At 73.6% G+C, this 26,490-nt stretch carries 23 protein-coding genes; 13 read left to right on the forward strand and 10 right to left on the reverse strand.

Features of this window, described 5'->3' with window-relative positions:
- Positions 1 to 33: 33 nt before the first annotated feature.
- Entirely contained in the window at positions 34 to 909 is an 876-nt protein-coding gene (locus MOPEL_RS12755) for an inositol monophosphatase family protein (protein ID WP_009483280.1), read from the reverse strand.
- The gene (locus MOPEL_RS12760; protein ID WP_009483281.1) at positions 906 to 2,177 is read right to left on the reverse strand and encodes a ferrochelatase; all 1,272 of its coding nucleotides are present in this window, start codon (positions 2,175 to 2,177) and stop codon (positions 906 to 908) included. The genes MOPEL_RS12755 and MOPEL_RS12760 overlap by 4 nt, the downstream gene beginning before the upstream one ends.
- 247 nt (positions 2,178 to 2,424) lie before the next feature.
- On the opposite strand from MOPEL_RS12760, the gene sepH reads away from it, so the two are divergent.
- Positions 2,425 to 4,608 carry a septation protein SepH gene (sepH, locus tag MOPEL_RS18785; RefSeq protein ID WP_009483282.1) on the forward strand — a complete coding sequence of 728 codons (2,184 nt, stop codon included), beginning with the start codon at positions 2,425 to 2,427 and terminating at the stop codon, positions 4,606 to 4,608.
- Between the two features lie 39 nt (positions 4,609 to 4,647).
- On the opposite strand, the gene MOPEL_RS12770 is transcribed toward sepH, so the two are convergent.
- Genes MOPEL_RS12770 through MOPEL_RS12780 form a run of 3 tightly spaced genes read right to left on the reverse strand, consistent with a single transcriptional unit; the run spans position 4,648 to position 9,298 of the window.
- Positions 4,648 to 5,850: an alkaline phosphatase family protein gene (locus tag MOPEL_RS12770; RefSeq protein WP_009483283.1), complete on the reverse strand. Its 1,203-nt coding sequence runs from the start codon at positions 5,848 to 5,850 to the stop codon at positions 4,648 to 4,650.
- On the reverse strand, positions 5,847 to 6,434 hold the full coding sequence (locus tag MOPEL_RS12775) for a DUF5998 family protein (protein WP_009483284.1): 588 nt from the start codon (positions 6,432 to 6,434) through the stop codon (positions 5,847 to 5,849). The genes MOPEL_RS12770 and MOPEL_RS12775 overlap by 4 nt, the downstream gene beginning before the upstream one ends.
- A gap of 29 nt (positions 6,435 to 6,463) precedes the next feature.
- The gene (locus MOPEL_RS12780) at positions 6,464 to 9,298 is read right to left on the reverse strand and encodes a bifunctional acetate--CoA ligase family protein/GNAT family N-acetyltransferase (protein WP_009483285.1); all 2,835 of its coding nucleotides are present in this window, start codon (positions 9,296 to 9,298) and stop codon (positions 6,464 to 6,466) included.
- Between the two features lie 341 nt (positions 9,299 to 9,639).
- On the opposite strand from MOPEL_RS12780, the gene pfkB reads away from it, so the two are divergent.
- The 4 genes from pfkB (at position 9,640) to ptsP (ending at position 13,180) form a co-directional block, all read left to right on the forward strand.
- On the forward strand, positions 9,640 to 10,593 hold the full coding sequence (gene pfkB, locus MOPEL_RS12785) for a 1-phosphofructokinase (protein WP_009483286.1): 954 nt from the start codon (positions 9,640 to 9,642) through the stop codon (positions 10,591 to 10,593).
- A gap of 14 nt (positions 10,594 to 10,607) precedes the next feature.
- A complete protein-coding gene (locus tag MOPEL_RS12790) occupies positions 10,608 to 11,063 on the forward strand; it encodes a PTS sugar transporter subunit IIA (protein WP_009483287.1) in 456 nt (151 codons plus the stop codon).
- Positions 11,064 to 11,175: 112 nt separating this feature from the next.
- The gene (locus MOPEL_RS12795) at positions 11,176 to 11,445 is read left to right on the forward strand and encodes an HPr family phosphocarrier protein (protein WP_009483288.1); all 270 of its coding nucleotides are present in this window, start codon (positions 11,176 to 11,178) and stop codon (positions 11,443 to 11,445) included.
- 4 nt (positions 11,446 to 11,449) lie between these two features.
- Positions 11,450 to 13,180, forward strand: a complete 1,731-nt coding sequence (gene ptsP, locus MOPEL_RS12800) for a phosphoenolpyruvate--protein phosphotransferase (RefSeq protein ID WP_051992315.1) — start codon at positions 11,450 to 11,452, stop codon at positions 13,178 to 13,180.
- A 142-nt stretch (positions 13,181 to 13,322) separates the two neighbouring features.
- Here the strand turns inward: ptsP and MOPEL_RS12805 are convergent, their stop codons facing one another.
- On the reverse strand, positions 13,323 to 14,159 hold the full coding sequence (locus MOPEL_RS12805) for a PIG-L deacetylase family protein (protein ID WP_009483290.1): 837 nt from the start codon (positions 14,157 to 14,159) through the stop codon (positions 13,323 to 13,325).
- A gap of 129 nt (positions 14,160 to 14,288) precedes the next feature.
- Here MOPEL_RS12805 and MOPEL_RS12810 point away from each other — a divergent pair, with 129 nt between their 5' ends.
- Together MOPEL_RS12810 and MOPEL_RS18845 are read left to right on the forward strand one after the other, a co-directional pair.
- Positions 14,289 to 15,053 carry an SDR family NAD(P)-dependent oxidoreductase gene (locus MOPEL_RS12810; RefSeq protein ID WP_009483291.1) on the forward strand — a complete coding sequence of 255 codons (765 nt, stop codon included), beginning with the start codon at positions 14,289 to 14,291 and terminating at the stop codon, positions 15,051 to 15,053.
- A gap of 358 nt (positions 15,054 to 15,411) precedes the next feature.
- Positions 15,412 to 16,137, forward strand: a complete 726-nt coding sequence (locus tag MOPEL_RS18845; protein ID WP_009483292.1) for a methyl-accepting chemotaxis protein — start codon at positions 15,412 to 15,414, stop codon at positions 16,135 to 16,137.
- Here MOPEL_RS18845 and yidC read toward each other — a convergent pair.
- Both yidC and MOPEL_RS12825 read right to left on the reverse strand, forming a co-directional pair.
- Complete coding sequence (yidC, locus tag MOPEL_RS12820) at positions 16,037 to 16,858, reverse strand: membrane protein insertase YidC (protein WP_009483293.1); 822 nt, start codon at positions 16,856 to 16,858, stop codon at positions 16,037 to 16,039. The genes MOPEL_RS18845 and yidC overlap by 101 nt on opposite strands.
- 94 nt (positions 16,859 to 16,952) lie before the next feature.
- Positions 16,953 to 17,330 (reverse strand): hypothetical protein, encoded by a 378-nt coding sequence (locus MOPEL_RS12825; protein WP_009483294.1) that lies wholly within the window; start codon positions 17,328 to 17,330, stop codon positions 16,953 to 16,955.
- A gap of 139 nt (positions 17,331 to 17,469) precedes the next feature.
- On the opposite strand from MOPEL_RS12825, the gene MOPEL_RS12830 reads away from it, so the two are divergent.
- The 6 genes from MOPEL_RS12830 to MOPEL_RS12855 all read left to right on the forward strand — a co-directional run bounded on the left by MOPEL_RS12830 (position 17,470) and on the right by MOPEL_RS12855 (position 23,824).
- Positions 17,470 to 17,940, forward strand: coding sequence for an OsmC family protein (locus MOPEL_RS12830; protein WP_009483295.1), 471 nt, complete (start codon positions 17,470 to 17,472; stop codon positions 17,938 to 17,940).
- A 33-nt stretch (positions 17,941 to 17,973) separates the two neighbouring features.
- The gene (locus tag MOPEL_RS12835; protein ID WP_009483296.1) at positions 17,974 to 18,336 is read left to right on the forward strand and encodes a nuclear transport factor 2 family protein; all 363 of its coding nucleotides are present in this window, start codon (positions 17,974 to 17,976) and stop codon (positions 18,334 to 18,336) included.
- Positions 18,337 to 18,445: 109 nt separating this feature from the next.
- The gene (locus MOPEL_RS12840) at positions 18,446 to 18,937 is read left to right on the forward strand and encodes a SigE family RNA polymerase sigma factor (protein ID WP_040634518.1); all 492 of its coding nucleotides are present in this window, start codon (positions 18,446 to 18,448) and stop codon (positions 18,935 to 18,937) included.
- Complete coding sequence (locus tag MOPEL_RS12845; protein ID WP_009483298.1) at positions 18,934 to 20,367, forward strand: hypothetical protein; 1,434 nt, start codon at positions 18,934 to 18,936, stop codon at positions 20,365 to 20,367. Before MOPEL_RS12840 ends, MOPEL_RS12845 begins: the two co-directional genes overlap by 4 nt.
- A gap of 393 nt (positions 20,368 to 20,760) precedes the next feature.
- Entirely contained in the window at positions 20,761 to 21,024 is a 264-nt protein-coding gene (locus tag MOPEL_RS12850) for a hypothetical protein (RefSeq protein ID WP_009483299.1), read from the forward strand.
- Between the two features lie 130 nt (positions 21,025 to 21,154).
- Positions 21,155 to 23,824 (forward strand): DNA gyrase/topoisomerase IV subunit A, encoded by a 2,670-nt coding sequence (locus MOPEL_RS12855; protein ID WP_009483300.1) that lies wholly within the window; start codon positions 21,155 to 21,157, stop codon positions 23,822 to 23,824.
- A gap of 190 nt (positions 23,825 to 24,014) precedes the next feature.
- Here the strand turns inward: MOPEL_RS12855 and MOPEL_RS12860 are convergent, their stop codons facing one another.
- Together MOPEL_RS12860 and argE are read right to left on the reverse strand one after the other, a co-directional pair.
- Entirely contained in the window at positions 24,015 to 25,292 is a 1,278-nt protein-coding gene (locus tag MOPEL_RS12860; protein WP_009483301.1) for an MFS transporter, read from the reverse strand.
- Positions 25,289 to 26,488: an acetylornithine deacetylase gene (argE, locus tag MOPEL_RS12865; protein ID WP_009483302.1), complete on the reverse strand. Its 1,200-nt coding sequence runs from the start codon at positions 26,486 to 26,488 to the stop codon at positions 25,289 to 25,291. The genes MOPEL_RS12860 and argE overlap by 4 nt, the downstream gene beginning before the upstream one ends.
- Positions 26,489 to 26,490 lie beyond the last annotated feature (2 nt).

Below are 26,490 nucleotides of genomic sequence, written 5' to 3' on the forward strand. Positions count from 1 at the left end.
GATCGCCTGCGTGGTCCCGGGTCGTCCGCGCCCTCAGTCGTTCCGGACGATCAGGACGACCTCGTCGACGAGGCCGGTGAGCGCCTCGCGGATGCCGGGTGCGGCGGCGACGACGCAGTCCGTCGACGGCGGGGCGCCCTCGGCGCCGGTGCAGGACCCGCCCGCCTCGGTGAGGACGATCCAGCCCGCGGCCATGTCCCAGGGGTTGATCCCCATCTCGTAGTACCCGTCGAGGCGGCCCGCGGCGACGTGGCAGAGGTCGAGCGCGGCCGACCCGCCGCGACGGATGTCACGCACCCGAGGGAGGACCTCGACGAGCGCGCGTGCCTGACGGCCCCGCTTGGCGGCGTCGTAACCGAACCCCGTGCCGACCAGGCTCGTCGCGAGGGCGGTCGCGTCGCTCACGTGGAGGGGGGCCTCGGTCCCGTCGGGTTCGCGGGTCCACGCACCTCCGCCGAGGCGGGCGTGGTGGACGCTCCCGGCCACGGCGTCGGCGACGGCCCCGGCGATCGGCCGCCACCCGCCCGGCGTCGTCGGGTCACACTCGACGAGCGCGACCGACACGGCGTACTGGGGGAATCCGTAGAGGTAGTTGACGGTGCCGTCGATGGGGTCGACGACCCACGTGAGGCCGCTCGTCGCGCCCGCGGCGGCCGCGTCGGCGCCCCCCTCCTCGCCGAAGAACCCGTCGGCAGGCCGGGCCTCGCGCAGCCGGCGCCCAAGGAGTTCCTGGCTGCGGGCGTCCATGACGGTGACGATGTCGACGTCGGAGGACTTCGTCGTCACCTCGAGCTCGGCCGCGCGACTCCCGACGACGAACCGGGCCGCCTCGGCGGCGACCGAGACGGCGAGCTCCTCGAGCTCCCGGAGCTCCTCCTGCGGCACGGGTGACTCCGTCGTGGGGGTCATCGGTTCTCCTTCGTCGAGAGCGGGGTGGGGCAGGCGGTGGCGGGGGCTCCGGCCGCCGACGAGGGTGTGCGGGAGGACGTGGCCGCTCCCCCGGGCCCGGGGTCGGTGTCGTCGGCCGGGCCGGGGCTGTCGACGCCGCAGAGCGCCGGGCGGGGACCGCCCGGGCGCAGGTCGGGACAGCATCCGGGGACGCACAGGGAGGGGAGGGCCCCGGAGGGCGACACGGTCGCCGGGGACACGTCCTCCCCGCGGGCCTCGGCCGCGCGTTCCTCGAGGAGGTCGGCGAGCGCGATGACGAAGGCCGGGTCGTCGCGCACGGTGGGCACCCGCACGAACGCGATCCCAAGGTCGGCGGCGACCTCCGCGGCCTCGGTGTCGAGGTCGTGGACGACCTCCATGTGGTCGGCGACGAACCCGATCGGGCTGACGACGACGCCGTCGACCCCGGCGTCGGCGAGGTCGCGCAGGTGGTCGCAGATGTCCGGCTCGAGCCACGGCTGGTGCGGCGGGCCCGAGCGGGAGCAGTACACGAGGCTCATGTCGAGGGCGTCCGCGGCGGTCGTCCCGGCGAGCGCCTCGCGCACCGCGGCCGTGACGAGCTCGGCGATCTCCTCGTGGCGCCGGACGTACTCGTCCCCTGCCGGGCCCGACGCCCCGGCCATCGCCGTGGGGATCGAGTGCGTGACGAACGCGAGGTGCGGGCGGGCGAGCTCGTGGGCCGCGAGGAAGTCCTGCACCGCGGCGACGGTGCGGGAGGCGACGGCCTCGACGAATCCCGGATGGTCGGCGTACGGACGCACCTTGTCGACGACGAGCGTGCCGCCGCCGTCGCGCCCACCCTCGGCCGTGAGGTCGAGACCGAGCTCGACCATCGAGTCGGCGAGGTCCTGCCGGTACTGACGGCAGCCGGAGTAGGAGGGGTAGGCGCTCGTGACGAGCGCGACGAGCCGGGTGAGGCCGCGCTCACGCGCCTCCCGCAGCGCGTCGGCCGTGAACGGGGCCGCGTGCCGGTTGCCCCAGAGGATCGGCAGCGATTCCCCGCGCTCGGCGAGTTGCGCCTCGAGCGCGGCCACGAGACGGCGGTTCTCCCCGTTGATGGGGCTCACCCCGCCACGGATGTCGTAGTGATGCGCCACCTCGGCGAGACGCCCGTCGGGGATCCCCCGGCCGCCCGTGACGTGACGGAGGAAGGGCAGCACCTCCTCGGGCCCCTCCGGCCCACCGAACGAGAGCAGCAGGACTGCGTCATAGGGCGCCAGGGCATTCACCAGGATCCTCCTCGGCCGCGGGGTCGCACCCCGCCGCGGGTCGACGCCGCCCGGCGGGCACGCACGAGGCGTACGGCCCGGCACACGCGGACATTCCGTTCGGACACGTCGTGCAGCGGACGTGCCTGCTCACGCTATCGTGACCAGGACTGTCGACCGCCCACGCACACCCCCACCCTGCCGGGGGAACGCCCCCACGGCCAGCCGTGAACCACGACGTGGCGGTCCACGCGATGGGAGAGACTCGATGCACGCACTGCGACTCGCCGGCGTCAGCGACGACGCGACCCACCTCGTCCTCACCGACGGAGACGCCGAGTACGCGCTGCCGATCGACGCCGCACTGCGCGCGGCCCTCCGCCGCGACACCCGACACGTCATCCCCGGGCACACGAAGGACCAGCCGATGAGTCCCGTCGAGGTGCAGGCCCTCATCCGTGGCGGCGCCGACGCCCAGGAGGCCGCCGAGCGCGCAGGGTGGAGCGTCGAGAAGGTCCGCCGCTACGAGGGCCCGATCCTCGCCGAGCGCGAGCACGTCGCCCGCATCGCCATCGGCAGCCGACTCCGTCCCCGTGGCCCAGCCTCCGGCTCCCCCACCCTGCTCGACCGCGTCACCCGCCGCCTCGGCGAGCGTGGGGTCTCCGTCGACGACGTCGACTGGGACTCCTGGCGCGACGACGACGGCCGGTGGGTCCTCGAACTCGATTACACCCACGAGGGTCACCGCACGCGCGCCTCGTGGAGTTTCGAGAAGTCGTCGATGTCGGTGCGTCCCCTCGACCGCGAGGCCTCGCTCCTCACCGACGACGACCCCGAGCCGTACGAGGTGGACTCCCCCCTCGCCCCCACCGTCTACGACGCGGCCGACCCTGCCCCCGAGGGTGGGGTGTACGGCTCGGGCTACGGTCTCGGCGACCCCGGGCACGTCCCGCACGTCCCGCACGTCGCTCCGTTCGCGCCCGAGCACGAGCGACGTCACCCCGAGCACACCGGTGACGTCGAGGCCGACCTCATGGCGACGCTCCGCTCCACCTCCCGGGCACGTAACCGACGCCGGGGCCAGCGCCGCGCCCACTCCGGCGCCACGACGACGACGCACGAGGACCCGATCCTCGTCGAGGAGGAGACCCTCCCCCCGACCCGGCGCCCGCAGGGTGTTCGCACGGCGCAGGAGTCGCACACCGAGAGCCGTCCCACCCCCGCGCCCGAGGCCCGTTCGGTCTCGCCCGCCCCGGAGGGTCACGTCGACGAGGCCGTCGCCGACGCCCGCGCCGACCTCGCGGCCGTCACGGTCGAACCCGCCGAGCACGAGATCGTCAGGCAGGCGCGGGAATCTCTCGCCGCGGTCGCCCCGTCTCCCGCCGACCACGTCGAGAACGCGCCGTCCGCCGACATCTCCTCGCCCACCCCGACCGACACCGCCACACCCGAGGACGCCACGTCGCGTGCGGCACGTGCGAGCACCGACGCCGGCGCGTCGACCTCGCCCACACCCCGGGGCGACACGGCCGAGCGCACGGACGCGGACACGGCCGCCGCCGTCGCCGAGGCCCGTTCCGACCTGACCGCCTCCGCCGTCGCCCTCGAGGCCGACGCCGAGGCCGCCGTACGCCCCTCCCCCACGCGGGAGAACCGCCGGTCCACGGACACGCACGACGCCCCCCGCACCACCGACATCGCGGAGGCCGCGGGCACCCCGGCCGACGAGAGCACGTCCCCGGCACGGTCGACGGGCCAGGTGGCGACGAGCGACATCTCCGCGACCTCCGGGTCCCGTTCGACCACCGAGACCCGTACGGCCGACGACGACCGGACGGCCGCCGACGACGACACCTTCCCGCCGGACCCCGACGCCCCCACCGTCGACGACGTCCCCGCCGATCAGGCCCCGACGTCCGCCCCGCTGTCCGAGGAGGCGACGGAGCGGCACGAGACACCGCGCTCCACGCACGACGACATGGCCGCGCCCACAGCGGCCCCCGCGGCCACGTCCAGGACGACGACCGGCGATGACTCCCCCACGCCGTCGCCGGCCCCGGCGGCCGAGACGCCTGCCCCCGCAGAGGCGCCCGCGAAGGGTCCGCGACGCACGCGTCGACGGACGACGAAGAAGGCTGGAGCCCCGACGCCGGCCACCGATGCCGCCCCCGCTTCCGGCATGCCCGGCTCTGCCGCCCCGGCCGAGGACACCGCCACCTCGGGAACGTCCGACCCCGCTGCGCCTGCCGACCCCGCCGCCCCCGCCGCGGGCGCCGCGAAGACCACCGACACGCCCGCGAAGAGCCGTCCCGCCCCGAGCGGGGCCGCCGACGACGGCGACGGCTCCGCATCGTCCTCCGCGCGCCAGCAGTCGGCGTCGCGTCGGCGCGGCCGTGCCCGCGTCCCCGCCTGGGACGACATCATGTTCGGGGCCAAGCCCGGCGAGGAGTGACCCGCACCCTCGGATCGGTCGTGCGGCCGACCCGACGGGTCACCTCCCGCGGGGCGGGACGACGAGGAACGGGATCGTCAGCTCGTCGGGTGTGAGGGAGCCGTGCAGTCCGAGGAGGCTGCGGAACTCCTGCCGCTGCGTGCGTGAGTCGACGATCGCGTCGTCCCCCCGCATGACGACGACGACGTCGCCGACGCGATCGGCCATCTGCGGGTCGACCCCGCCGAACAGCCCCTCCGCACGCTCCCGGCCGACGACCCAGGCCCGATCCCCCAGACGCGCCGTCCACGTCGCGAGGACGTCGGACGCGGCGCCGGGCTCGCAGTAGAGCTGCAGCGCGCGGGGTTCTCCCCCGGCGTGACGCACCCCGGCGGCCAGTTCGGCGTCGGTCGCGAGATCGATGCGGTTCTCGTGCGGGCACGTCATCATGCCGTGGTCGGCGGTGACGACGACCGCCGTGTCGGAGGGCACCGACGCGGCGAGTCGACGGAGCTCGGCGTCGAGCGCCTCGAGTTCCGCGCCCCACTGCCAGCTGTCGGGGCCGCGGACGTGGCCGACCTTGTCGACGTCGCCCCAGTAGAGGTAGACGAGTCCCCGCGGTGCGCGGCGCAGGGCGGCGAGGCTCGCGTCGACCCGGTCGGGCAGGGAGTGCGCGGCCGTGAACCGTCCTCCGCGGAGGGCGGCGTTCGTGAGGCCGGACCCGTCGAAGAACCCGGGTCCGACGCGCGTGACGGGGACCCCGGCACGATCGGCCTCGGAAAAGAGGGTGGGGCGGGGCTGCCACAGGTAGGGATCGGGGCCGTCCTCCCAGCTCAGCTCGTTGAAGAGCTGGTCGGCGCCGGGCACGAGGACGGTGTATCCGAGCATGCCGTGCGCACCGGGCGGCAGGCCGGTTCCGAACGAGCCCATGCTCGTCGCGGTCGTCGACGGGAAGCCCGAGAGGAGCGACCGGCCGGTGGGCAGCAGCGACCGGAGGAACGGGGCGTGACCACCGCGGCGCCGGAGGAGGACGTCACCGAGCCCGTCGACGAGGACGACGACGGCGCGGGCGCATTCGGGGACGTCGAGGCGTCCGACGACGTCGGGCACGCCGAGCGCGGCACACACCGAGGGGAGGACGTCCGCGAGGCCGCCGCCGTCGTAGGCGGGCGCGGGCGAGAGAAGGTCCTCCGGCGTCCCCGCCGTCGCGTCCCCGCCGGGCGTCGCCGCGAGATCGGGCCCGGGACCGTTGGGGGCGTTCACCGCGCCGTCGCGGCCTGCAGCGCGGAGGCGAACGCGACCGCCTGCGAGAGGGCCTGGTCGCCGTCGGCGACGGCGCTCACGCGGATGCTGATGTCGTCGGCGGTGAGGGTGCCCTCGTAACCGTGGTCGGCGTCGCAGGCGGGATCGCCGCACGTCGCGGGCAGGAGGTCGACGCGCGTGACCGAACCCCACCCGATCGTCACGGTGATCTCGTGGCCGAGGATGCCGGGCCGGTAGGAGGCCGGGTCGGCGACGACGTGCGTGAGCATGACGCCCCGCACCCCGGCGAGCGGCACGCTCTCCGTCGTCGCGGTGGCGGTACCGACGGGGGCGCCCTCCTCGGTGTGGTCGTCGGCGTGGGCGACGACGAGCCGCGTCGAGGTGAGGACGAGGACGGTGACGTGGCGTCGGACCGAGTCGTGGTCGAACGTCGTCTCCTGGTGGACGAGGTGGGAGACCACGTCGTCGCCCGCGAGCGCGGTGCCGACGACGTCCTGCACGAGCGCGGGGTAGTACCCGGCGCGTTCGATGTCTCGGACGAGGGCGGGCGGGAACCCACCCGAGGCGCGGGAGGAGAAGCTCATTCCCCCAGTGTCCCCCGAGCGGCGGCGGGTCATGTGAGGGCCCGCCGGCCGGCGTCGGTGCGGGCGTTCGCGGGGGCGAGGACGACCTCGGCGCCGAGGACGTCGGCGCCGCCGGGGTGGGCGTTGACGGGGTGAAGTTCGAGGTGGGCAACCTCGGGGATGTCGTCGGCGAGCGCGGCGACGCGGAAGAGGACGTCGACGAGGGCGTCGGTGTTGGCGGCGGGGGTACCCCGATAGCCCTGGAGGAGCGGCGCGGAGGCGATGTCGGTCAGGAGCCCGCGGGCGTCGACGTCGGTGAGCGGGGGGATGCGGTGGGAGACGTCGTCGAGGAGCTCGGACGTGGCTCCGGCGACGCCGAAGGAGACGACCGGTCCGAAGAGGGGGTCCTCGACGGAGCGGACGAGGGTGGCGACGCCGACGGGTGCCATCTGCTGGACGACGAGCATCGGGTCGTCGGCGTAGGAGAGCTGCTCGGCGAGGGCGGTGTAGGCGGCGGCGACGGCCGCGTCGTCGGTGAGGCCGCCGCGGACGCTGCCGGGGAGGGTGCGGACGGCCGGGAGCATCGAGCGGACGACGACGGTGCCCTCGAGGCGGCGGGCGGCGTCGACCGCCTCCTCGGGGCTCGCGACGGGCAGCATCGGCCACACGTCGAGGCCGTACGCGGCGAGGAGCGTCGTCACCTCCTCGGGGTGGAGGGCGCGTCCCGCGGGCGTCTCGGCGAGGACGCGATCGACGAGGCGGCGGGCGGCGCCCTTGGTGATGCCGTCGGGCAGGACGACCTCGCCGTGGTCGGCCTGCCGCCACAGGGCGTACCGGGTGACGGCGCCGAGGGCGGCGATGCCGTCGAGGGGGGTCTTGTAGACGGGCACGATGTAGCGCCCACCACTGGAGCGGGGGCGGCCGGCGCGGTGCATGATCTCGGTGACGTCGCGCAGGCCGAAGAAGGTCGCGATGCACGGCTTGCCGTAGGGCCACGCGGTGTGGGCGATGGCGCTCGCGACCTCCTCGTCGGAGGACTTCATCGGCGAGGTGACGGCGACGATGACGCTGTCGACCTCGGGGTCGGTGAACGCGGCCTCGGTGGCGGCGGCGACACCGGTGGCGTCGCAGCCGGTGGGCAGGGCGACGGGGCCGTGGGTGACCTCGAGGCCCGCGCGGTGGGCGGCGTCGGCGACGATCGCGTTGAGGCCGAGGGAGTTGCCGACGACGGCGATGCGGCTGCCGGCGGGCAGGGGTTGGTGCTCGACGAGCTCGGCGATGTCGACGAGTTCGTGGATGCTGGCGGCGCGGATGACGCCGGCCTGCGCGAGGAGGGAGTGGAACGCCGCCTGACCGACCTGGGAGGCACGCGCACGGTGGCCGGGCGGGACGGTGCCGCTCGTGCCGGTCTTGACGGCGACGACGGGCTTGTTCATCGCGAGCTGGCGGGCGATGCGGGAGAACTTGCGGGCGTTGCCGACGGATTCGAGGAAGAGGCCGACGGTGGTCGTCTGGTCGTCGTCGATGAAGTACTGCATGAGGTCGTTGCCGGAGACGTCGACGCGGTTGCCCGCGGAAGCGAACACCGAGACGCCGAGGCGTCGACGGGCGACGGACGCGAGGAGGCCGACGCCGACGCCACCGCTCTGGGAGAACAGGCCGAGCGAGCCGGGGGCGGGGACGTGGCGGGCGATCGTCGCGGAGAGGCGCACCTGGGGGTCGTGGTTGACGACGCCGAAGGAGTTGGGGCCGAAGACGCGCATACCGTTCTCGCGTGCGCGGCGGAGGAGTTCGGCCTGGCGTTCCTCGCCCACGGGGCCGGCCTCGGCGAAGCCGGAGGAGATGACGACGAGGGAGGCGACCCCGGCGGCGGCGCAGTCGTCGACGACGTCGAGGACCCGGTCGGCGGGGACGGCGATGACGGCCATGTCGACGCCGCCCTCGATGTGGCTCACCCGGGAGTGGGCGGGCAGGCCCCGCACGGAGTCGGTCTCGCTGTTGACGAGGTGGACGTCGCCGGCGAACCCGCCGTCGAGGATGCTGTCGAGGGCGAGCGAACCGATCGCGTCGGGGCGGCGACTCGCGCCGACGACGGCGATCGAGGCGGGTCGGAGGACGCGCGCCATGCTCTGCGCCTCGGCACGGTGCTCGCGGGCGAGCTGTACGGCCTTGCTCTTCTCGGTGGGTTCGATCGTGAACTCGACCGCGATGACGCCGTCGTCGAAGTGGTGGGACACCTCGTAGCCCGCGTCGACGAAGACGTTCATCATCTTGCGGTTCTGCGGCAGGACGTCGGCGACGAACCGGCCGACCCCCCGCTCCTGGGCGATGGCGGCGAGGTGCTCGAGGAGGACGGAGCCGACGCCCTTGCCCTGGTAGTGGTCGGAGATGTTGAACGCGACCTCGGCGACGCTCGGGTCCTGCAGCCGGTCGTAGCGGGCGATGCCGACGATGACGTCGCGCGACGTCGCGACGATCGCGGCGCGCGAGTCGTAGTCGACGTGGGTGAAGCGGTGCATGTCGCGCGCGGAGATCTCCTTGATCGGCGCGAAGAACCGCAGGTAGATCGATTCCTCCGACTGCTGGGCGTGGAAGGCGCGGATGCCCTCGGCGTCGGCGGGCACGATGGGTCGGACGTGGGCGACGGTGCCGTCGCGGAGGACGACGTCGGCCTCCCATCCCGAGGGGTAGTTCTCGGGGAGGTCCTCCGGAGCCGGCTCGGCGGGGGCGGTGGCCTCCCCCCACGCGGACGTACCGGCCGTGGCCGTGGGGCTCGCCGCACCCTCCACGGACGGGTTTTGCGGGGACCGCCCGTCCACGGCGCCGGGGCGCGAGGCCTCGGCGGGGGATGCGGACACGGCGGGGGTGACGTCGTCGTCGGCCATGTCGGCATCATCCCACGCAGGGGGCGATCCGGGCCGGGTCGCGGCCGGTCTCCTCCAGGTCGTCCGCGGGCCAGGTCGTCATGGGGCGGTGGCGGACGAACCGGGTCGCACAGAGGCCGCACGGAGGGCGTCACCTATCCTCGGACACGCCGACGGACGGAGGGAGCTCGGATGCCTCGGCAGCGACGACGCCCGGCGCGGCGTGCCCACCGCCACGTGCCGCACGAGAACCCCGACGGGGCGGGGCGCGGCGACGCCCCCGTCACGCTCGCCGCGAGGACTCCCCCTCCTCCGGGCCGCCGAACCGCCTCGCGTCACGCCGGCGTCGGGAGCGGACACGCATGATCGTCACCGTCACCTCCAACCCCAGCGTCGACCGCACGATCACCGTCGGTCGTCTCCGTCACGGTGAGGTCAACCGTGCCGACGACGCCCGTACCGACCCGGGCGGCAAGGGGATCAACGTCTCCCGCGCCGTCGCGGCCCACGGCGGGGACACCCTCGCCGTGCTGCCCGTCGGGGGCGCGCACGGACGCATGATGACCGACCTCCTCACCGGCACCGGCGTCCCCGTCCGGGCCGTGCCGATCTCCGAGGGCATCCGCGCGAACGTCGCGATCGTCGAACCCGACGGGACGACGACGAAGGTCAACGAGCCCGGCCCACACCTCACGACGGACGAGGTCACGGCGTTCCTCGACGCCGTGCGCGCCACCGTCGAGGCCACGCCCGGCGCCTGGGTCGTCGGCTGCGGCAGCCTCCCCGGCGGCGTCGCCGAGGACTTCTACGCCCACCTCGTCCGCCTCGGCCACGAGGTCGGCGCCCGGGTCGCGATCGACACCTCCGGGACGCCGCTGCCGTCCGCGATCCCCGCCGGGCCCGACCTCGTCAAGCCCAACCGCGTGGAGCTCGGCGAACTCGTCGGCGCGGACCTCGACACCCTCGGGGACGTCGCCGACGCCGCGCGCGACCTCGTCGCCGGCGGCGTCGGCCGCGTCCTCGTGTCCCTCGGCCGCGACGGTGCGCTTCTCGTCACCGACGACCGCGCCGTCCGGGCGGTCGCCACCGTCGACCGGCCGGCCTCCACCGTGGGCGCCGGCGACTGCGCCCTCGCCGGATTCCTCCTCGCCCTCGACCGCGGGTCCGACCCGGTGCAGGCCCTCGAACAGGCGGTCGCGTTCGGGGCCGCCGCGGTCGCCCTTCCCGGCACGGGGGTCCCCTCGCGGCATGATGTGGGGGCGGTCCGTGTCAGGCTCGACACAGAACCGTGCCGCACCGACCGGCTCACCGATTGATCCAAGGAGCACCCGTGAACACCCCCCTCATCACTGCGGAGCTGGTCGTCCTCGGCCTCGAGGGCGACGACCGCCAGGAGGCGACGCGTACGCTCGCGCAGACGCTCGTCGACACCGGCCGGGTCTCCGACCTCGACGGGTTCCTCGCCGACGTCGCCGTCCGGGAGCAGCAGATGGCGACGGGCCTCCCCGGCGGCATCGGCATCCCCCACTGCCGCAGCGCCCACGTGACGACGCCCTCGCTCGCCTTCGCCCGCTCCGAGCACGGCATCGACTGGGGCGCCGAGGACGGGCCCGCCCACCTCGTCTTCCTCATCGCCGTGCCCGACACCGGCGGGGAGGACCACCTCGCGATCCTCGCCAAGCTCGCCCGCAAGCTCATGCGTGCCGAGTTCAAGGAGGGGCTGCGTCGCGCCCCCGACGTCGACACGGTCGTCGAACTCGTCGACCGTGAGGTCGTCCAGGCCTGAACCGACGGCCCGGGCCGGAAGACCCGGGCCGGGCCGCTCCCCGCGCGGTGCGGGCCCGCGGCTGGCATCATTCCCACCACTGCCCCCCACACGTCACGTCAAGGAGAACCCCATGGCTTCCCGTCAGGTCAGCATCGCCTCCTCCGTCGGTCTCCACGCCCGCCCCGCCGCGCTGTTCGTGCAGGAGGCGACCTCCACCGGTCTGCCCGTCACGATCGCCAAGGAAGGTGCCGAGCCGGTCGACGCCCGCAGCATCCTCGCCGTCATGGCCCTCGGCGCGAAGCACGGCGAGACCGTCACGCTCGAGGCCCAGGGCGACGGCGCCGACGCGGCGCTCGACAAGCTCGTCGCGCTCCTCTCCCGCGACCTCGACGCGGAGTGACGGCATGACCGGCCCGTCCACCGTCCAGCCCGCCGGGGCCCAGCCGGCCGGAGCCCCCGGCCATGAGGTCCTGCACGGCATCGGCGTCTCCGCGGGGACGGCCTCCGGTCCTGCCGTGCAGGTGCGCCCCGCACCCGGCCCCGATCCCGACGAGGCCCCCACGACCGACGTCGAGGAGGCCAAGGCGCGGGTGCGCACCGCGCTCGAGGAGGTCGCCACCGGCCTGACCGCGCGCGCCGCCCACGCCGACGACCACGCCCGCCCGATCCTCGAGGCGACGGCGATGATGGCCCGCGACCCGGGCCTCGTCTCCGGCATCGACACCCAGCTCGCCGCGGCCACCGGCCTCACGCAGGCCGTTCAGAAGGCCGTCGACGAGTACTGCACGATGTTCGCCTCCCTCGGCGGATACATGGCCGAGCGCGTCACCGACCTGCGCGACGTCGGCGATCGCACGATCTGCCGTCTGCGTGGCGTCCCCGAGCCGGGCGTGCCCGAGCTCGACGAACCGTCCGTACTCATCGCCCACGACCTCGCCCCTGCCGAGACGGCGACGCTCACCCCGGCGACGGTGCGTGGCATCGTCACCACCGCGGGCGGCCCGACGAGCCACACGGCGATCCTCGCCGCGCAGCTCGGTATCCCGGCCGTCGTGCAGGTCAAGGGCGCGACCCTCATCGACGCGGGGACGATCGTCGCCCTCGACGGCGGCGTCGGCGAGGTCATCGTCGACCCCACCGAGGAGGAGAAGCGTCAGCTCGCCGAGCGCAGCCGCCGCCGCGCCACCGCGCTCGCCGGCAGTACCGGTGAGGGCGCCACCCGCGACGGCACGAAGGTCGCGCTCCTCGCGAACATCGGCACCGCCGACGACGCCGTCAACGCCGCTGCCAAGGATCTCGAGGGGTCGGGGCTGTTCCGCACCGAGTTCCTTTTCCTCGAACGCGACCAGGCGCCGAGCCTCGAGGAGCAGACGGCCACGTACACCAAGGTGTTCGAGGCGTTCGGCGACCGCCGCGTCGTCGTCCGCACCCTCGACGCGGGTGCCGACAAGCCGCTCTCCTTCGCCAACCTCGGCGAGGAGGACAACCCGGCGCTCGGCCGTCGCGGTCTGCGTCTCGGGATGATCCGCGAGGACCTCCTCGACACGCAGATCCAGGCCCTCGCCGCCGCCTACGAGAAGGTCGGCGGGGACGTGCGGGTCATGGCGCCGATGGTCGCCACCCTCGACGAGACCCGCTACTTCGCCGAGAAGGTCCGCGCGGCCGGGCTCCCCAAGGTGGGTGTCATGGTCGAGGTGCCTGCGGCGGCGCTGCGGGCCGAGCAGATCCTCTCGATCGTCGACTTCGTGAGCATCGGCACGAACGACCTCTCGCAGTACACGATGGCGGCGGACCGTATGCAGGGCGAGCTCGCTCCCCTGCTCGATCCGTGGCAGCCGGCCGTGCTGCAGCTCATCAAGTCGACGTGCGGCGGCGGCCGTGCGACCGGCAAGCCCGTCGGCGTGTGCGGCGAGGCGGGCGGAGACCCGCTCCTCGCGCTCGTGCTCGTCGGTCTCGGCGTCTCGTCGCTCTCCATGGCGCCCGGTCGGGTGCCGGCGGTGCGCGCGGCGCTGCGGCTGCACGACCTCGCGACGTGCCAGCAGATGGCGGCCTACGCCGTCGACGCGGGCTCGGCCACCGCGGCCAAGGAGGCCGTCATGGGGATCGTCCACCCCAACCTCATCGACCTCCTCTGAGGTCGACGGGGCCGACCGCACGCCGGTCGCTCGAACGCCGAGGGGCGGTCGCGGGGATTCTCCCGCGACCGCCCCTCGGCGTTCCGTGCGTCATTCCCTTCATGCCGTGGCGACGTCGACGGCGACGTCATCGCTCGTGTCGTCAGCGCGGGTCGTCGAACGGCCAGGCGGTGACCATGCCCGGTTCACAGCCGGGTTCGACGTAGAACTCCCGCCCGAACGCGATCGCGAACTGCTCCGGCGAGATCGCGAGGAACATGCCGACGTCGGTGACCTGGCTCGCGTGGCAGGCGAGGGCCTCGCGCTTGGCGGTGACGGCGTCACCGAGCTCGACGGCCCAGTGGATCTCGGCCTCGGGGGTGCCGACGGGGTTGCCGTCGTCGGCGGGGCCGTCGACGTCCATGCGGTGCGCCGCCGACGCGAGACCGGTGCCTGCCGCCGCATCCTCGGCGAGGGCGCGCGCGAAGACCGAGCGGAGGTGGTCGCGGTTCATCGTGCCCTCGAGCAGCCGGGGACGGCGACGGGCCCGGTCGGCGGCGGCGTGGGCGACGCGGTGCGCCTTGACGTGATCGGGGTGGCCGTAGCCGCCGTGCCAGTCGTACGTGACGAGGACGTCGGCGTCCTCCTCGTCGAGGACGGCGGTGAGTCGGGCGGCGGCCTCGTCGAGGTCGGCGCCGTGGAACGACCGCTCCCCCGTGTTCTGCTCCCAGCCGGTCATGCCCGAGTCGGCGTAGTCGAGCCACACGACGCGGGCCGTGCCCGTGACGCGGGCGGAGGCCTCCGCCTCGGCACGGCGGCGGTCGACGAGCGTCTCCCCCTCGGCGAGGTCGGCGGGGACCTCGCCCTGGTCGCCGTTCGTCGCGTAGACGCAGACGACGCGATGCCCTGCGCGGGAGGCGAGGGTCATCGTCCCCGAGGTCTGGGAGGCCTCGTCGTCGGGGTGGGCATGGAGGAACACGATGGTGGACACGTCCCCCATTGTGCGCCTCCTCGCCGGACACCTCCCCCAGGGGGCCTGTCACGTCGACATCCCCGAGCATCCGCGACGCACGTTAGGTTTGACGCGACGACGGCGTCACCGGGCGCCGAGGACCCATGAGGAGTTGCCATGCAGATCACCCCGCAGACCGTCGCGATCATCACCGGCGGGGGTTCCGGCCTCGGCGAGGCCACCGCGCGTCGCCTCCACGCCGACGGTGCCTCGGTCGTCCTCCTCGACCTCCCCGGCGGCCGCGGCGAGGCCGTCGCCGCCGATCTCGGCGAGCGCGCCCGGTTCGCGCCCGCCGACGTCCGTGACGAGGAGGCCGTGCAGGCCGCCATCGACGTCGCCCGTGAGATGGGTGAGCTGCGGATCGCCGTGTGCTGCGCGGGGGTCGCGACCCCGGGCCGCGTCGTCGGCCGTAAGGGTCCGCTGCCGCTCGACACGTTCCGTACGGTCCTCGACATCAACCTCGTCGGCACGTTCAATGTCCTCCGCCTCGCCGCCGCGGCGATGACCGAGAACGAGGCCGTCGACGGCGACCGTGGCGTCGTCGTCATGACCGCCTCGATCGCCGCGTGGGACGGGCAGGTCGGGCAGGCCGCGTACGCCTCGTCCAAGGGCGCGATCGTCGGCCTCACCCTCTCGGCGGCGCGTGACCTCGCCGACAAGGGCATCCGCGTCATGACGATCGCCCCCGGCACGATGGAGACGCCGATGATGGCGAGCATGCCGGAGGAGACGAAGACGAGCCTCGGCGCGATGGTGCCGCACCCGAGCCGCCTCGGCCGCCCGGAGGAGTACGCCGCCCTCGCCGCGCACATCGTCGAGAACCCGATGCTCAACGGTGAGGCGATCCGTCTCGACGGTGCCCTGCGGATGCCGCCCCGCTGACTCCTCGCGACCCCGGCCGCGACGCGTGTCGTCGGCCGTGAATCTCCTGGTGACGCAACGGCCGTCACCCGCCGGGCCGCTCAGGCCCGGTGGGTGACGGCCGAGCTCTTCTCCGGCGGGAGACGACGGCCGCCGGTATCGGCGTCCAGCCTCGCGCGTCGGCACGCGGCGGGGGACACCTTGACGGCTCCGGTGTCCGTCCGCCGTCCTCGCGCACCCGGAGGGCCACGCAGGCCACGTCACGACACCGATCCCGTCTCCCCCGCCGATGGGGCGCCGGGCCGGAGGTTCCCCCTCTCCCGGCAGATCTCACCGTGGGGCTCACGGGCCTGCTCGGGGTGGCGATCCCTCTTCGGCCATGAACAAGTCGTACGAGAACGCGACGGCGCAGAGTGAGGCGGCCGCCGAGCTCGGGGCGTCCGCGGAGAAGCGTCTCCCGGACGCGAGTCAGCGGCTCCATGACGGGCAGCGGCTCGCGAAGTGGCTGTCGAACGTCGCGGCGCTCGTCTTCGCCCCGCTCGTCGTCGCGCGCGGTGTGGGTGGCCTCACCCAGAAGAGGTCCAAGGCGACCGAGGACCTCGGTCGTCGCGTCGAGGCCGTCCAGGTCGATACCGAGGCGGCGGTTGCCGCGATCTCCGAGATCGCGTCGTTCATCGCCCAGATCAACGACTTCCAGGCGACGATCGCGAGCGCCGTCGAGGAGCAGACCGCGACGACGAACGAGATGGGCCGCAACGTCTCGGACGCCGCGGAGGGCACGAGCGCGATCTCCGCGCAGATCTCCGGGGCCCCCGCCGCCGTCGCCGAGACGACGACGGCGGCGGCGAACACCTCCGAGGCGGCGCAGGAGCTCTCCCGCCAGACGAACGAGCTCACGACGCCCGTCGGCCGCTTCCGGTATCGATGTCCCGCGTCACGCGCTCACGGCGCCCGTCGTCCCCACGTGGGGCGGCGGGCGCCGTCGCGTCACCCGAGCCGCACCCTCATCCCGCGGTCGCGGCGAGACGGGCCTCCCGGCAGGCGTGCGCCTCGGTGCCGGGGGTGGGGAACCACGTCGTCACGACGGCCTGTTGCACGAGCGTGACGGCGTTGGAGGCGACCCAGTAGACGAGCAGGCCGGCGGGGACGCTCGCCGCGGCGACGAGCAGACCCGCCGCGGAGAGGACGGGCAGGAGTCGCTGCACGTCGGCGAGTTGGGCGGGCATCCCCTCCAGGGACGTGTTGGGCAGGACGAACCACCGCTGCGTCGCGTATCCGAGCCCCGCGGAGCAGAGCGCGAGTGCGGCGACGACGACGAAGTGCCCGGGTGAGGTGAGCAGCGCACCCGCGCGGTCGGCGAGATGCACCCCGAGGACGGCCGCCGACCCGGCCGACGCGACGAGTGCGGCGTCGAGCGCGCCGAGGGTGCGGCCCGCGGCGACGTCGGCGAGCACGTGGTAGAGCGCGAAGAGCACGGGCAGTTGGAGGAGGACGGGAAGGCAGCCGAGGCGGCTCACGCCGTGTTCGGCCTGGACGCGGCGGAGCTCCTCGGACTGCGCGCGGAGGCTCGCGGGGTCGGTGCGGCCGCGGTAGCGCTCCCGGACGGCGGTGAGGTGGGGCCGGGCCAGGGCGGAGGCCCGGGCGAGACGGACGGAGTGGATCGCGACCGGCAGGAGGAGCAGCCGGACGGCGAGCACGAGTCCTGCGATGGCGAGGACCCAGGTGAGACCCGCGTCGGGGGCGAGGCCGGTGGAGACGAGGACGTGGTGCGTGCCGGCGAGGGCGGCGGCGACGGCATGGGCGAACGGGGCGAGCAGGTCGGGCATGACGGACTCCTTCGCGGGATCTCCCGCGGGGCGCGCGACACCAGCGGTCGCGCAGGGGTGGACGTGGACGCGTGGGCCCGCCGAGGGCGAGCCGTCAGCGACGTCCTGGTGCGCGGGGGCGCGAGGGGGTCCGGGGGCAGGAGACGGGCGCCCATCCGGGCGCGGCGTCGATCCGTTCCTCGACCGGGCCGCGCGTCGGCGCGGGCCCGAGCAGGAGGAGAACGGCGGGACCGAGCAGGGTTGCGGCCGCGGCGAGCGTGAGGCACGTGACCGCGAGGAGGAGCGAGGCCTCCCCCACGCCGCCGGCTCCGGCGGGCGTGACGAGCAGCGTCGCGAGCAGGAGCGGTACGGCGAGCGCGAGGATCGCGATCGCGGCGTCGGTGAGTCGCGCGCCGAGGCGGTGTCGCCGGCCCGGCGTGCTCAAGTGGGCGGCGAGGGTATGCCCCCACGCGCCGCGTTCGTCACGACTCACGCCTCCAGCGTAGGCCCGAGACGTCCGTGGTGGCGCGTGGTCGATGCGTGGTCGATGCGCGGACGAGGAACGGCCGCTGCATGGAGCACCCGACACCACGGCCGTCGCCTGTCGTGGCGGCCCGTGGGACGGTGGCCTCATGACGCTGCATCACTACGCGCTCGAGCTGGAGTGGACGGGCGATCGGGGCACGGGCACGTCGGGCTTTCGCGAATACGGCCGTGACGTCCTCGCCCGTGGTGAGGGTCGCCCGACGCTGGAGCTGTCGGCGGACAGGCCGTTCCGGGGCGACCCGGCCCGGTGGAACCCCGAACTGCTGTTGCTCGCGGCGGTGAGCGAGTGTCATCTGCTCTCGTTCCTCCACGTCGCGGTGACGCACGCGGTCGTCGTCACGGCGTATACGGACTCCCCCACCGCGACCCTCGACCAGCGGGGCATCGGCGGTCGGATCACGGAGGCGACGTTGCGGCCGTGCGTCACCGTCGCCGACCCGGCCCACGTCGACCTCGTCTCCGCCCTCCACGCCGAGGCTGCCGAGGCGTGCTTCATCGCCTCCTCCGTCGCCTTCCCCATCACGCACGAGCCGACGACGCGGGCGGCGCAGCGGTAGTCCCGGCACGGGGCCGGCGGGCAGACTCTCCCCATGACGATGCCGCACTCCGACATCGAGGAGGTCCTCCGTCTCGAATGGGAACTGCAGTCGGCCGCGACCCGCGCAGACCCGCGCAGGTCGATCGAGTTGCTGTCCCCGGACTTCGTCGAGATCGGTGCCTCCGGGCGCCGCTGGGACCGCGCGACGATCCTGGACCTCCTCGCCGAGGAGTCCGGATCGGACACCGCAGAGATCGTCGTGCACGACCTCCACGCCCGCGTTCTCACCGCCGACGTCGTCCAGGTCTTCTGGGTGTCCGAGCGTGACGGGAGGCGGGCCCGACGCACCTCCCTCTGGCAGCGCACCCCCGCCGGGTGGCGACAGACCTTCCACCAGGGCACACCGCTCCCCTGAACGGCGCCCACGTCACGACCGGCAGCCGACACGCCGCGTCACGTGCCCGCGTCGCGAACAAGGACCGGTCACCGTGCAACGAGGAGCACCGCGGCGGCATCGAGGGGGCATGGACGAGATCGGGTTCGAGGGCTGGGCCAGGGCGGTGAGCCCGCGCCTGGTGCGTCTCGCGACCCTGCTCACGGGTGAGCCGCACGAGGGGGCGGACGTCGTCCAGGACGTCCTCCTCGCCTGTTACCGCTCCTGGCCGCGCATCTCACGGCTGGAGCACGTCGACGCGTACGCGGCGAAGATGGTGGTCAACCGCCACCTCGCGACGGCCCGCAGCCGCGGGCGCCGCACCCGGCGGGAGACCCTCGCGGCCGTGCCCGAGGCGCATCCCGGTCCGGAGCACCGCATCGCCGACCGGGACGCCCTCACCCGTGCCCTCGCGACCCTGGGCGAGAAGCAGCGCACCATCGTGCTGCTCCGTCACGTCGAGGGTCTGAGCGATGCGCACATCGCCGCCGCGCTCGGGTGCTCGGTCTCGACCGTCCGATCCCAGTCCTCCCGCGCCCTCGCCCACCTCCGGGCCGCGCTGACCTCGGGGAGCCCGACATGACCGACCACGACCGCACGTCACCCGACTCCTACCCCCAGGGCCTGACGCCGGAGGAGGCCGGGGCGCCCGTCCGCGATCATTCCCTCGACCCTGCCGAGGCCGCCGTCTCCGACCGGTTGCGGCAGGCCCTGCAGCCCACCGACGCGGATCACGACACCTCCGCCGCTCTGGTGCAGGACATGCTCCGCGCAGGCGCCCGCCCGCGCCCACGGTGGCTCCTCGCGGCAGGGGGCGCTGCCGCCGCCCTCCTCCTCGTCGCGGGAGCCGGGGTGGCGTCGTGGGTGGTCGGCCCGCGGACGCCCCGCCCGTCGCCGTCGACCTCTGCCGCCGACCGGCCCGCCGATGGCACCGACCGCCGACTCGACGGGACGACCGACGTGGACCTCCTGCCGTTCGAGCAGGTGGCGCTGCCGCGTGTCGCCGCGGTCCGCAAGGTGCCGCAGGCCCCGGCTCTGCTGTACGGCGGGTCCCTCACGATCGTCCGGGCTCGTCCGGAGGACGACACGATCCTGCGCGCCGCTCGAGCACAGGCGGCACGTCGCGCGGGTGCCGTGGTCGTCCTGCTCGACGGCACGGACGCCACCGGCGCGGCGCGGGTGCGCGAGCGTCTGGGGGCGGTGCCGTTCTTCGACGTCCTCCCGGCGGACGCCGCCCTCCTCGACGCCCTCGGCGCCCTGCCCGGGGAGTTCACGTCGAGGGTCCCGAGCCTGGTGCGCCTCTCGTCGTTCCACACGCTGACCCGGATCGCGTCGGGCGAGGCAGCGGTCGGACGGGCGTTGCAACCTCCGCCGCCGGTGCAGACCGTGACGATCCGGTGTACCGCCGACGGCCCCGTCCTCGACCGGAGACACGTCGATGCCGCAGCCGACGGGGTGCACGTCGCAGCCGTGACGGAGACGGGCCGGGCGACGACGGCATCGGTGCGCCGGAACGGACTGCGGTTCGAGATCGCCGCCTCGTCGGGGGCAGGGACGGGTCTCGGCGGATCGGGGGTACTGACGGTTCCCCCAGGTGATGCGGTCGTCTCGTGCGGCGAGGGCGACGGTCCCACCGCGATGCTGTCCGTCGAGGACCCCGAGCGATTCTGGCGCGGGGGCCCCGAATCGGTGCCGGGCTGCACTCCGGGCGGGATCGTCGCTGCCGAAGGGCCGTCGTACGGACGGACGCCCCGAGAGGCCGTGTCCTCGTGGCCCGCCGTTCCGGGGCCCTCCGGGCAGGGCGCCCCCTCGCCCGGTCCCCGCGGCGGCTCCGACGTCGTTCCCGCGCCCTTCGGCTACGTCGAGGCTCCGACGCAGTACTGGCTGGTGCGGCAGAACGGCCGCGGGGACACGGTCCTCAGCGTGGGCCGCACCGACATCGGGGGCGGGTTCGAGGCCAGGGCCGAGTGGGTGTGCGCCCCAGGAACCGGGACCGCCCCCACGCCTCGGTGACGTTCCTCCCCGTACCGAGCGGAGACGTCGACCGATCTGTCAGGTCATCGACCGGCTCGCCGCACGCCGCCCGCCCCGCCGCGACGTCGTCGACGCCCACGAGGACCACATCCGCGCTGACCTCCCCTCAGCTCGGCCGACGACATGAGCGAGCATGGGGCGTGTGGGGATGCTCGGCTGGCTACGTGGCGCGCCTGCTGACCGGGAGAGACACCGGCTGCTGAAGCAGGCGGGTGACTGCCACGCGTGCGGCCACCCCTGGTCGGAGCATCCGGGCGCGTGGCCGGACAGCGGAGACGAGTGCGGCGAGTGTGAGTACGAGGTCGAGCACGACCAGCAGGACGATCCGAACCGCAGTGCGAGCTGCCGTGCCCCCTCCTCGCGGCATCCACGATGGACGAGTTGAACCGATTGTGGGCTCTGCTGCCTCCGACCCCGCCGGTCCCATCGACCGACGGCGAGGAACTCGCCGCAGACCTGAACTCCTGGCTGGCCGGGATCATCTCCTCGCAGCGCGCCTCGCGGGACGACCCCGCCCTGACACGGCTACGTCTCGACGCCGAGTCCACAAAGGCGCCAGGGGTCCCCACCATCCTCGACGGAATCCGCCGGGCCCTCGCGGACGATGCTGCTGCGGGGCGCCCCTCGATGCACTGACCGGGGACGTTGACCGTCTCCCCTCAGCACATCCCCTGCCGTCCCGACACCCCCACCGGCGTGCCGGGTGAACGTCCGTCCAGCTCATGCGGGAGGATGAGCGGTCGGTACGAAGCGAAGGAGGCCGCGCGTGGCGCGCAAGGAACCGTCACTCCTCGACGAGGACTTCGAGGAGAACATCGTCGACGTCGACGTCCAGGACGAGATGGAGGGCGCGTTCCTCGAGTACGCGTACTCCGTCATCTACTCCCGGGCCCTGCCCGACGCGCGGGACGGTCTCAAGCCGGTGCAGCGGCGGATCCTCTACGGGATGCGGGAACTCGGGCTCCGCCCCGACCGCGGCCACGTGAAGTCCAGCCGCATCGTCGGTGAGGTCATGGGTAAGTACCACCCCCACGGCGACTCGGCGATCTACGACGCGCTCGTGCGCCTCTCCCAGCCGTTCACGATGCGGCTGCCCCTCATCGACGGGCACGGAAACTTCGGCTCCCTCGACGACGGCCCCGCCGCCGCCCGGTACACCGAGGCGCGCATGGCCAAGGCCGCGATGCCGATGGTCGACGGGTTGGAGGAGAACACCGTCGACTTCGTCCCCAACTACGACGACCAGCTCATGCAGCCGGGCGTCCTGCCCGCCGCCTACCCCAACCTGCTCGTCAACGGGGCGAGCGGCATCGCCGTCGGCATGGCGACGAACATGGCCCCCCACAACCTCGTCGAGGTCGTCGCCGCCGCCCGCCACCTCCTGCACCACCCCGACGCGAGCCTCGACGACCTCATGAAGTTCGTCCCCGGCCCCGACCTGCCCGGCGGAGGCCGCATCATCGGGCTCGAGGGCATCCGCGACGCCTACGCGAGCGGCCGCGGCAGCTTCCGCACCCGCGCGACGTGCCGCATCGAGAACGTCACGCCCCGCCGCAAGGGCATCGTCGTCACCGAGCTGCCCTACCTCGTGGGCCCCGAGAAGGTCACGACGAAGATCAAGGAACTCGTCCAGGCGAAGAAGCTCCAGGGCATCCACGACCTCGTCGACCTCACCGACGGCGAGAACGGCCTCCACCTCGTCATCGAGATCAAGAACGGGTTCAACCCCGAGGCCGTCCTCGAGAAGCTCTACAAGCTCACCCCGCTCGAGGACTCCTTCGGCATCAACAACGTCGCGCTCGTCGACGGGCAGCCGCGCACCCTCGGCCTCAAGGAACTCCTCGAGGTGTACGTCGAGTTCCGCCTCGACGTCGTCCGCCGGCGCACGCAGTACCGCCTCGACCGCGCCCTCGAACGCCTCCACCTCGTCGAGGGTCTGCTCATCGCGATCCTCGACATCGACGAGGTCATCCAGCTCATCCGCGCCGCCGACGACGCCGCCGCCGCGCGCACCCGGCTCATGGACGTCTTCGACCTCTCCGAGGCGCAGGCGAACTACATCCTGGACCTCCAGCTGCGTCGCCTCACGAAGTTCTCCCGCCTGGAACTCGAGCGTGAGGCCGAGGAGTTGCGCAGCCGCATCGAGGCGCTCCGCGCGATCCTCGCCGACGACACCGTGCTCCGCGACGTCACCTCCGACGAGCTCGCCGAGGTCGCCGCCGAACTCGGCACGCCCCGCCGCACGGTGCTGCTCGAGTCCTCCGGCGCTGCGACGACGAGCGCCGCCGCACCCCTCGAGATCGGCGACGACCCCTGCTTCGCGCTCCTCTCCGGCACGGGGCTGCTCGCGCGGACGACCGACCGGTCCTCGTTCCCCGCCGGCGCCTCCCGGGCGAAGAGCGACGACGTCGTCGCCGCCGTCCCGACGACCGCCCGCGGCGAGATCGGTCTGCTCACCTCGACCGGTCGCGTCGTGCGGATCCCGGTGCTCGAACTCCCGACGCTGCCGCCGACGAACGGCGCCGCGTCCCTCGCCGGGGGCACGGCCGCCTCCGTCTACGTCGACCTCGGCAAGAACGAGGTGCCCGTGACGATCCTCGGCCTCGACGAGGAGGCCGCGGGCCGCCCCGGCGTCGCGCTCGGCACCGCGGGCGGCGTCGTCAAGCGCGTCGTCCCCGACTACCCGAGCGGGCGGGACGAGTTCGAGATCATCACGCTCAAGAAGGGCGACTCCGTCGTCGGGGCGTGCGAACTCGTCACCGGCACCGAGGAACTCGTCTTCGTCACCTCGGAGGCGCAGCTCCTCCACTTCGGCGCCGACAAGGTGCGCCCGCAGGGGCGCGCGGCGAGCGGCGTCGCCGGCATCAAGCTCGGCGCGAAGGCCCACGTCGTCGCGTTCGGGGCGTACGACCCCGGCGCCGAGACCGTCGTCGTGACGATCGCCGGGTCCTCGACCGGTGGCGCCAACCAGGCCGGCAGCGTCAAGGTCACCCCGGTGGAGGAGTACCCCGGCAAGGGGCGGGCCACCGGCGGCGTCCGGGCGCACCGGTTCACCCGCGGCGAGGACGTCCTTCTCCGTGCGTTCGTCGGCACGACCCCCGTGCGCGCGGTGACGCGCACCGGCAAGGCCCTCGCCCTGCCCACCGAGTTCGGTCGCCGCGACGGCTCCGGCGTCTCCTCCCCCGGCGTCGTCGCCGGCCTCGCCCCCGCGAGCGCGACGGAGCCGTGGGTCGGCACCGCGACCTCCGGCGGTGGTGACGTCGTCGGCGCGGACGCGGCCGCCGAGGCGAGTGCCCCCGGCACGGGCATCGGAGACACGGCCGACGCCCTCCCCGGGCTCGAGGCCCCGCGTGCGCCGCGTCACAAGCCGCGGGTCGACCGCAGCGACTACGACCCCGACTCCCTCGACGACGTCGTCCAGACGAGCCAGGAGTGACCTGACGTGTCATGACGTGATGTGACGTGATGTGGAGGCGGGCGCTGCGGTGTCCGCCTCCCCGTCAACACCACCGTCCGGGGAGTCCCCCGGACACGACGAGGTCCACGGCGCGATGCCGTGGGCCTCGTTCGTCCCCCGCCGGTGTCGCGCCCACGAGGGGCGACGGGCGCGGCCGCGCGGTGGTGCCTCAGCGCGCGCCGTACACGCGGCGGGCGACGAGCAGGGAGACGATCGAGAGGATCGCAACCCCCATGTAGTAGAAGCTCGGCGCCTGGAGGCTGTGCGTGACGAGCCAGGCGAGGATCGACGGCGCGAACCCGCCGAGCAGGGTGACGCCGATGTTGTAGGCGAGCGACATCCCCGTCGTGCGCACCTCGACGGGGAACAGCTCGGCGAGCAGGGAGGGCAGCGGCGCGAAGTACGCGGCCATGAGCGCGCCGAGCACCATCTCGATCGCGATGAGCGTCCAGACGGCCGGCGTCGTCGTGAGCGCCGCGAACATCGGCCAGGCGACGACGAGGCCGATGACGGCCGCCGCGAGCATGATCCGCGTCTGACCGATGCGGTCGGCGAGCGCGCCCGCCAACGGGGACCCGACGAGCGCGATGAGGCCCGCGACGATCGCGCCCGCGTACCCGCTCCACGGCGGCAGGCCGAGGTTCTTCTGCGCGAACGTCGGCATGTACGTGATGAGGTAGACGCTCATCGTCGCGACACCCACGCATCCCGCGGCGGTGAGCACCCGCGGCATGTGGTGACGGAACGTCGCACCGATCGGCGAGTCGACCTTGGCCGCGTCGGCGAACTCGGGGGTGTCGTCCATGCTCATGCGGATCCACAGGCCGATCGGGCCGATGAGGAGACCGAAGAGGAACGGCAGACGCCACGCCCACGCGTCGAGCGTCTCGGGCGCGACGCGGGTGTTGAGGAGGAACCCGGCCGTGGCCGCGAGGAACATCGCCGCGCCCTGCGTGGCCACCTGCCACGAGGCGTAGAACGCCTTGCGCTGTTCGGAGTTCTCCGTCATGAACGCCGTCGCCGACCCGAACTCGCCACCGGCGGAGAAGCCCTGGACGAGGCGGGAGACGACGATGAGCAGCGGAGCGGCCACACCCCACGTGGCATACGTCGGCGCGAACGCCATGAGTGCCACGCCGGCGGTCATGAGCCCGATCGTCAGCGTGAGCGCGGCCTTGCGGCCGTGCCGGTCGCCGTAATGGCCGATGACGATCGCGCCGAGGGGCCGGATGAGGTAGGAGACGCCGAACAGGCCGTAGGTGATGACGAGCCCGATCGTGTCGTCGAGCCTGGGGAAGAACAGCCGCTGGATCACCGGCGCCATGAAGGCGTAGACGATGATGTCGAACCATTCGAGCGCGTTGCCCAGCGAGGCGGCGACGACGGCGCGGCGAGCGCGTTCCTTGTCGAAGACGCCGGGCGTGACGGGGGCGGAGGTCGTGCTCACTGCGCGTGTGCCGAGGAGTCGCCGGTGCGGGACAGGCGGTCGACGAGCGCGTTCATGAACTCCTCGCAGGCGACGAGCTGGGAGAGCTCGACGTACTCGTCGGCGGTGTGCGCCTGGGCGATGTCGCCTGGGCCGCAGACGACCGTGTCGATGCCGGCGCCCGCGTACTGGCCGGCCTCGGTGCCGTAGTTCACCTTCTCCTCGCTCGCGATCGCGCCGAGCTCGACGGCGAGGCGTGCCGTCGCGGAGTCGTGGGGCGCGTCGAATCCGGGCGCCTGGGCGAGGATCTCGACCTCGACGCGCGCCGCGTCGTTCTCGGCCTTCATCTCCCGCTCGAGGTCACCGGCGACCTCACGCATCCAGCCGAGGATCTCCTCGGGGTCGTCCGCACCGATCGACCGGAACTCGAGCTGCACCGAGCACCGGTCGGGCACGGTGTTGCCCGCGATGCCGCCGGAGACGAGGTTGACGCTCGCCGTCGTGTACGGGACGCCGTACGCCTCGTCACGCGGCCCTTCGTCGCGCCAGCCCTCGGCGCGTTCGCGCACCGCGCACACGAACCGGGAGGCGTACTCGATCGCGTTGACGCCGTAGGGCGTCCGCGAGGAGTGGGCGGCCACGCCGCAGAACGTGAACCGGACGACGTTCATCGACTTGTGCCCGCCGATGACGTGCATCATCGACGGCTCGCCCACGATGCACGCGCGCGGGTCGAGGCCGATCTCGGCGAACTGCTTGACGATCTCGCCGCCGCCGACGCAGCCGACCTCCTCGTCGTAGGTGAGCGCGAGGTGGATCGGCTCGGTGAGTTCTGCCTCGAGCATCCGCGGGAGGGTGTGCAGGGCGACGCCGAGGAAGCCCTTCATGTCGCACGTGCCGCGGCCGTAGAGCCGCCCGTCGCGGATCTCCGTGGTGAACGGGTCGCTCGACCACTCCTGGCCGTCGACCGGCACGACGTCGGTGTGGGCGGAGAGGACGACGCCGCCGTTGCGCGACCCGTCGGCCGCCGGGACGGTCGCGACGAGGTTCGCCTTCTGCCCGGTCGCATCGGGGAACACGTGGAGCTCGAGGCCACGCTCCCGCAGTTCGGCCGCCACCAGGTCGACGAGGGGGAGGTTGGAGTCGCGGCTCGTCGTGTCGATCGCGACGAGCTTCTCGATCCACGCCAGGGATTCCGGCTGCTGTGTTTGCTGCATGA

Source organism: Mobilicoccus pelagius NBRC 104925 (genome assembly GCF_000247995.1).
Classification (GTDB): domain Bacteria; phylum Actinomycetota; class Actinomycetes; order Actinomycetales; family Dermatophilaceae; genus Mobilicoccus; species Mobilicoccus pelagius.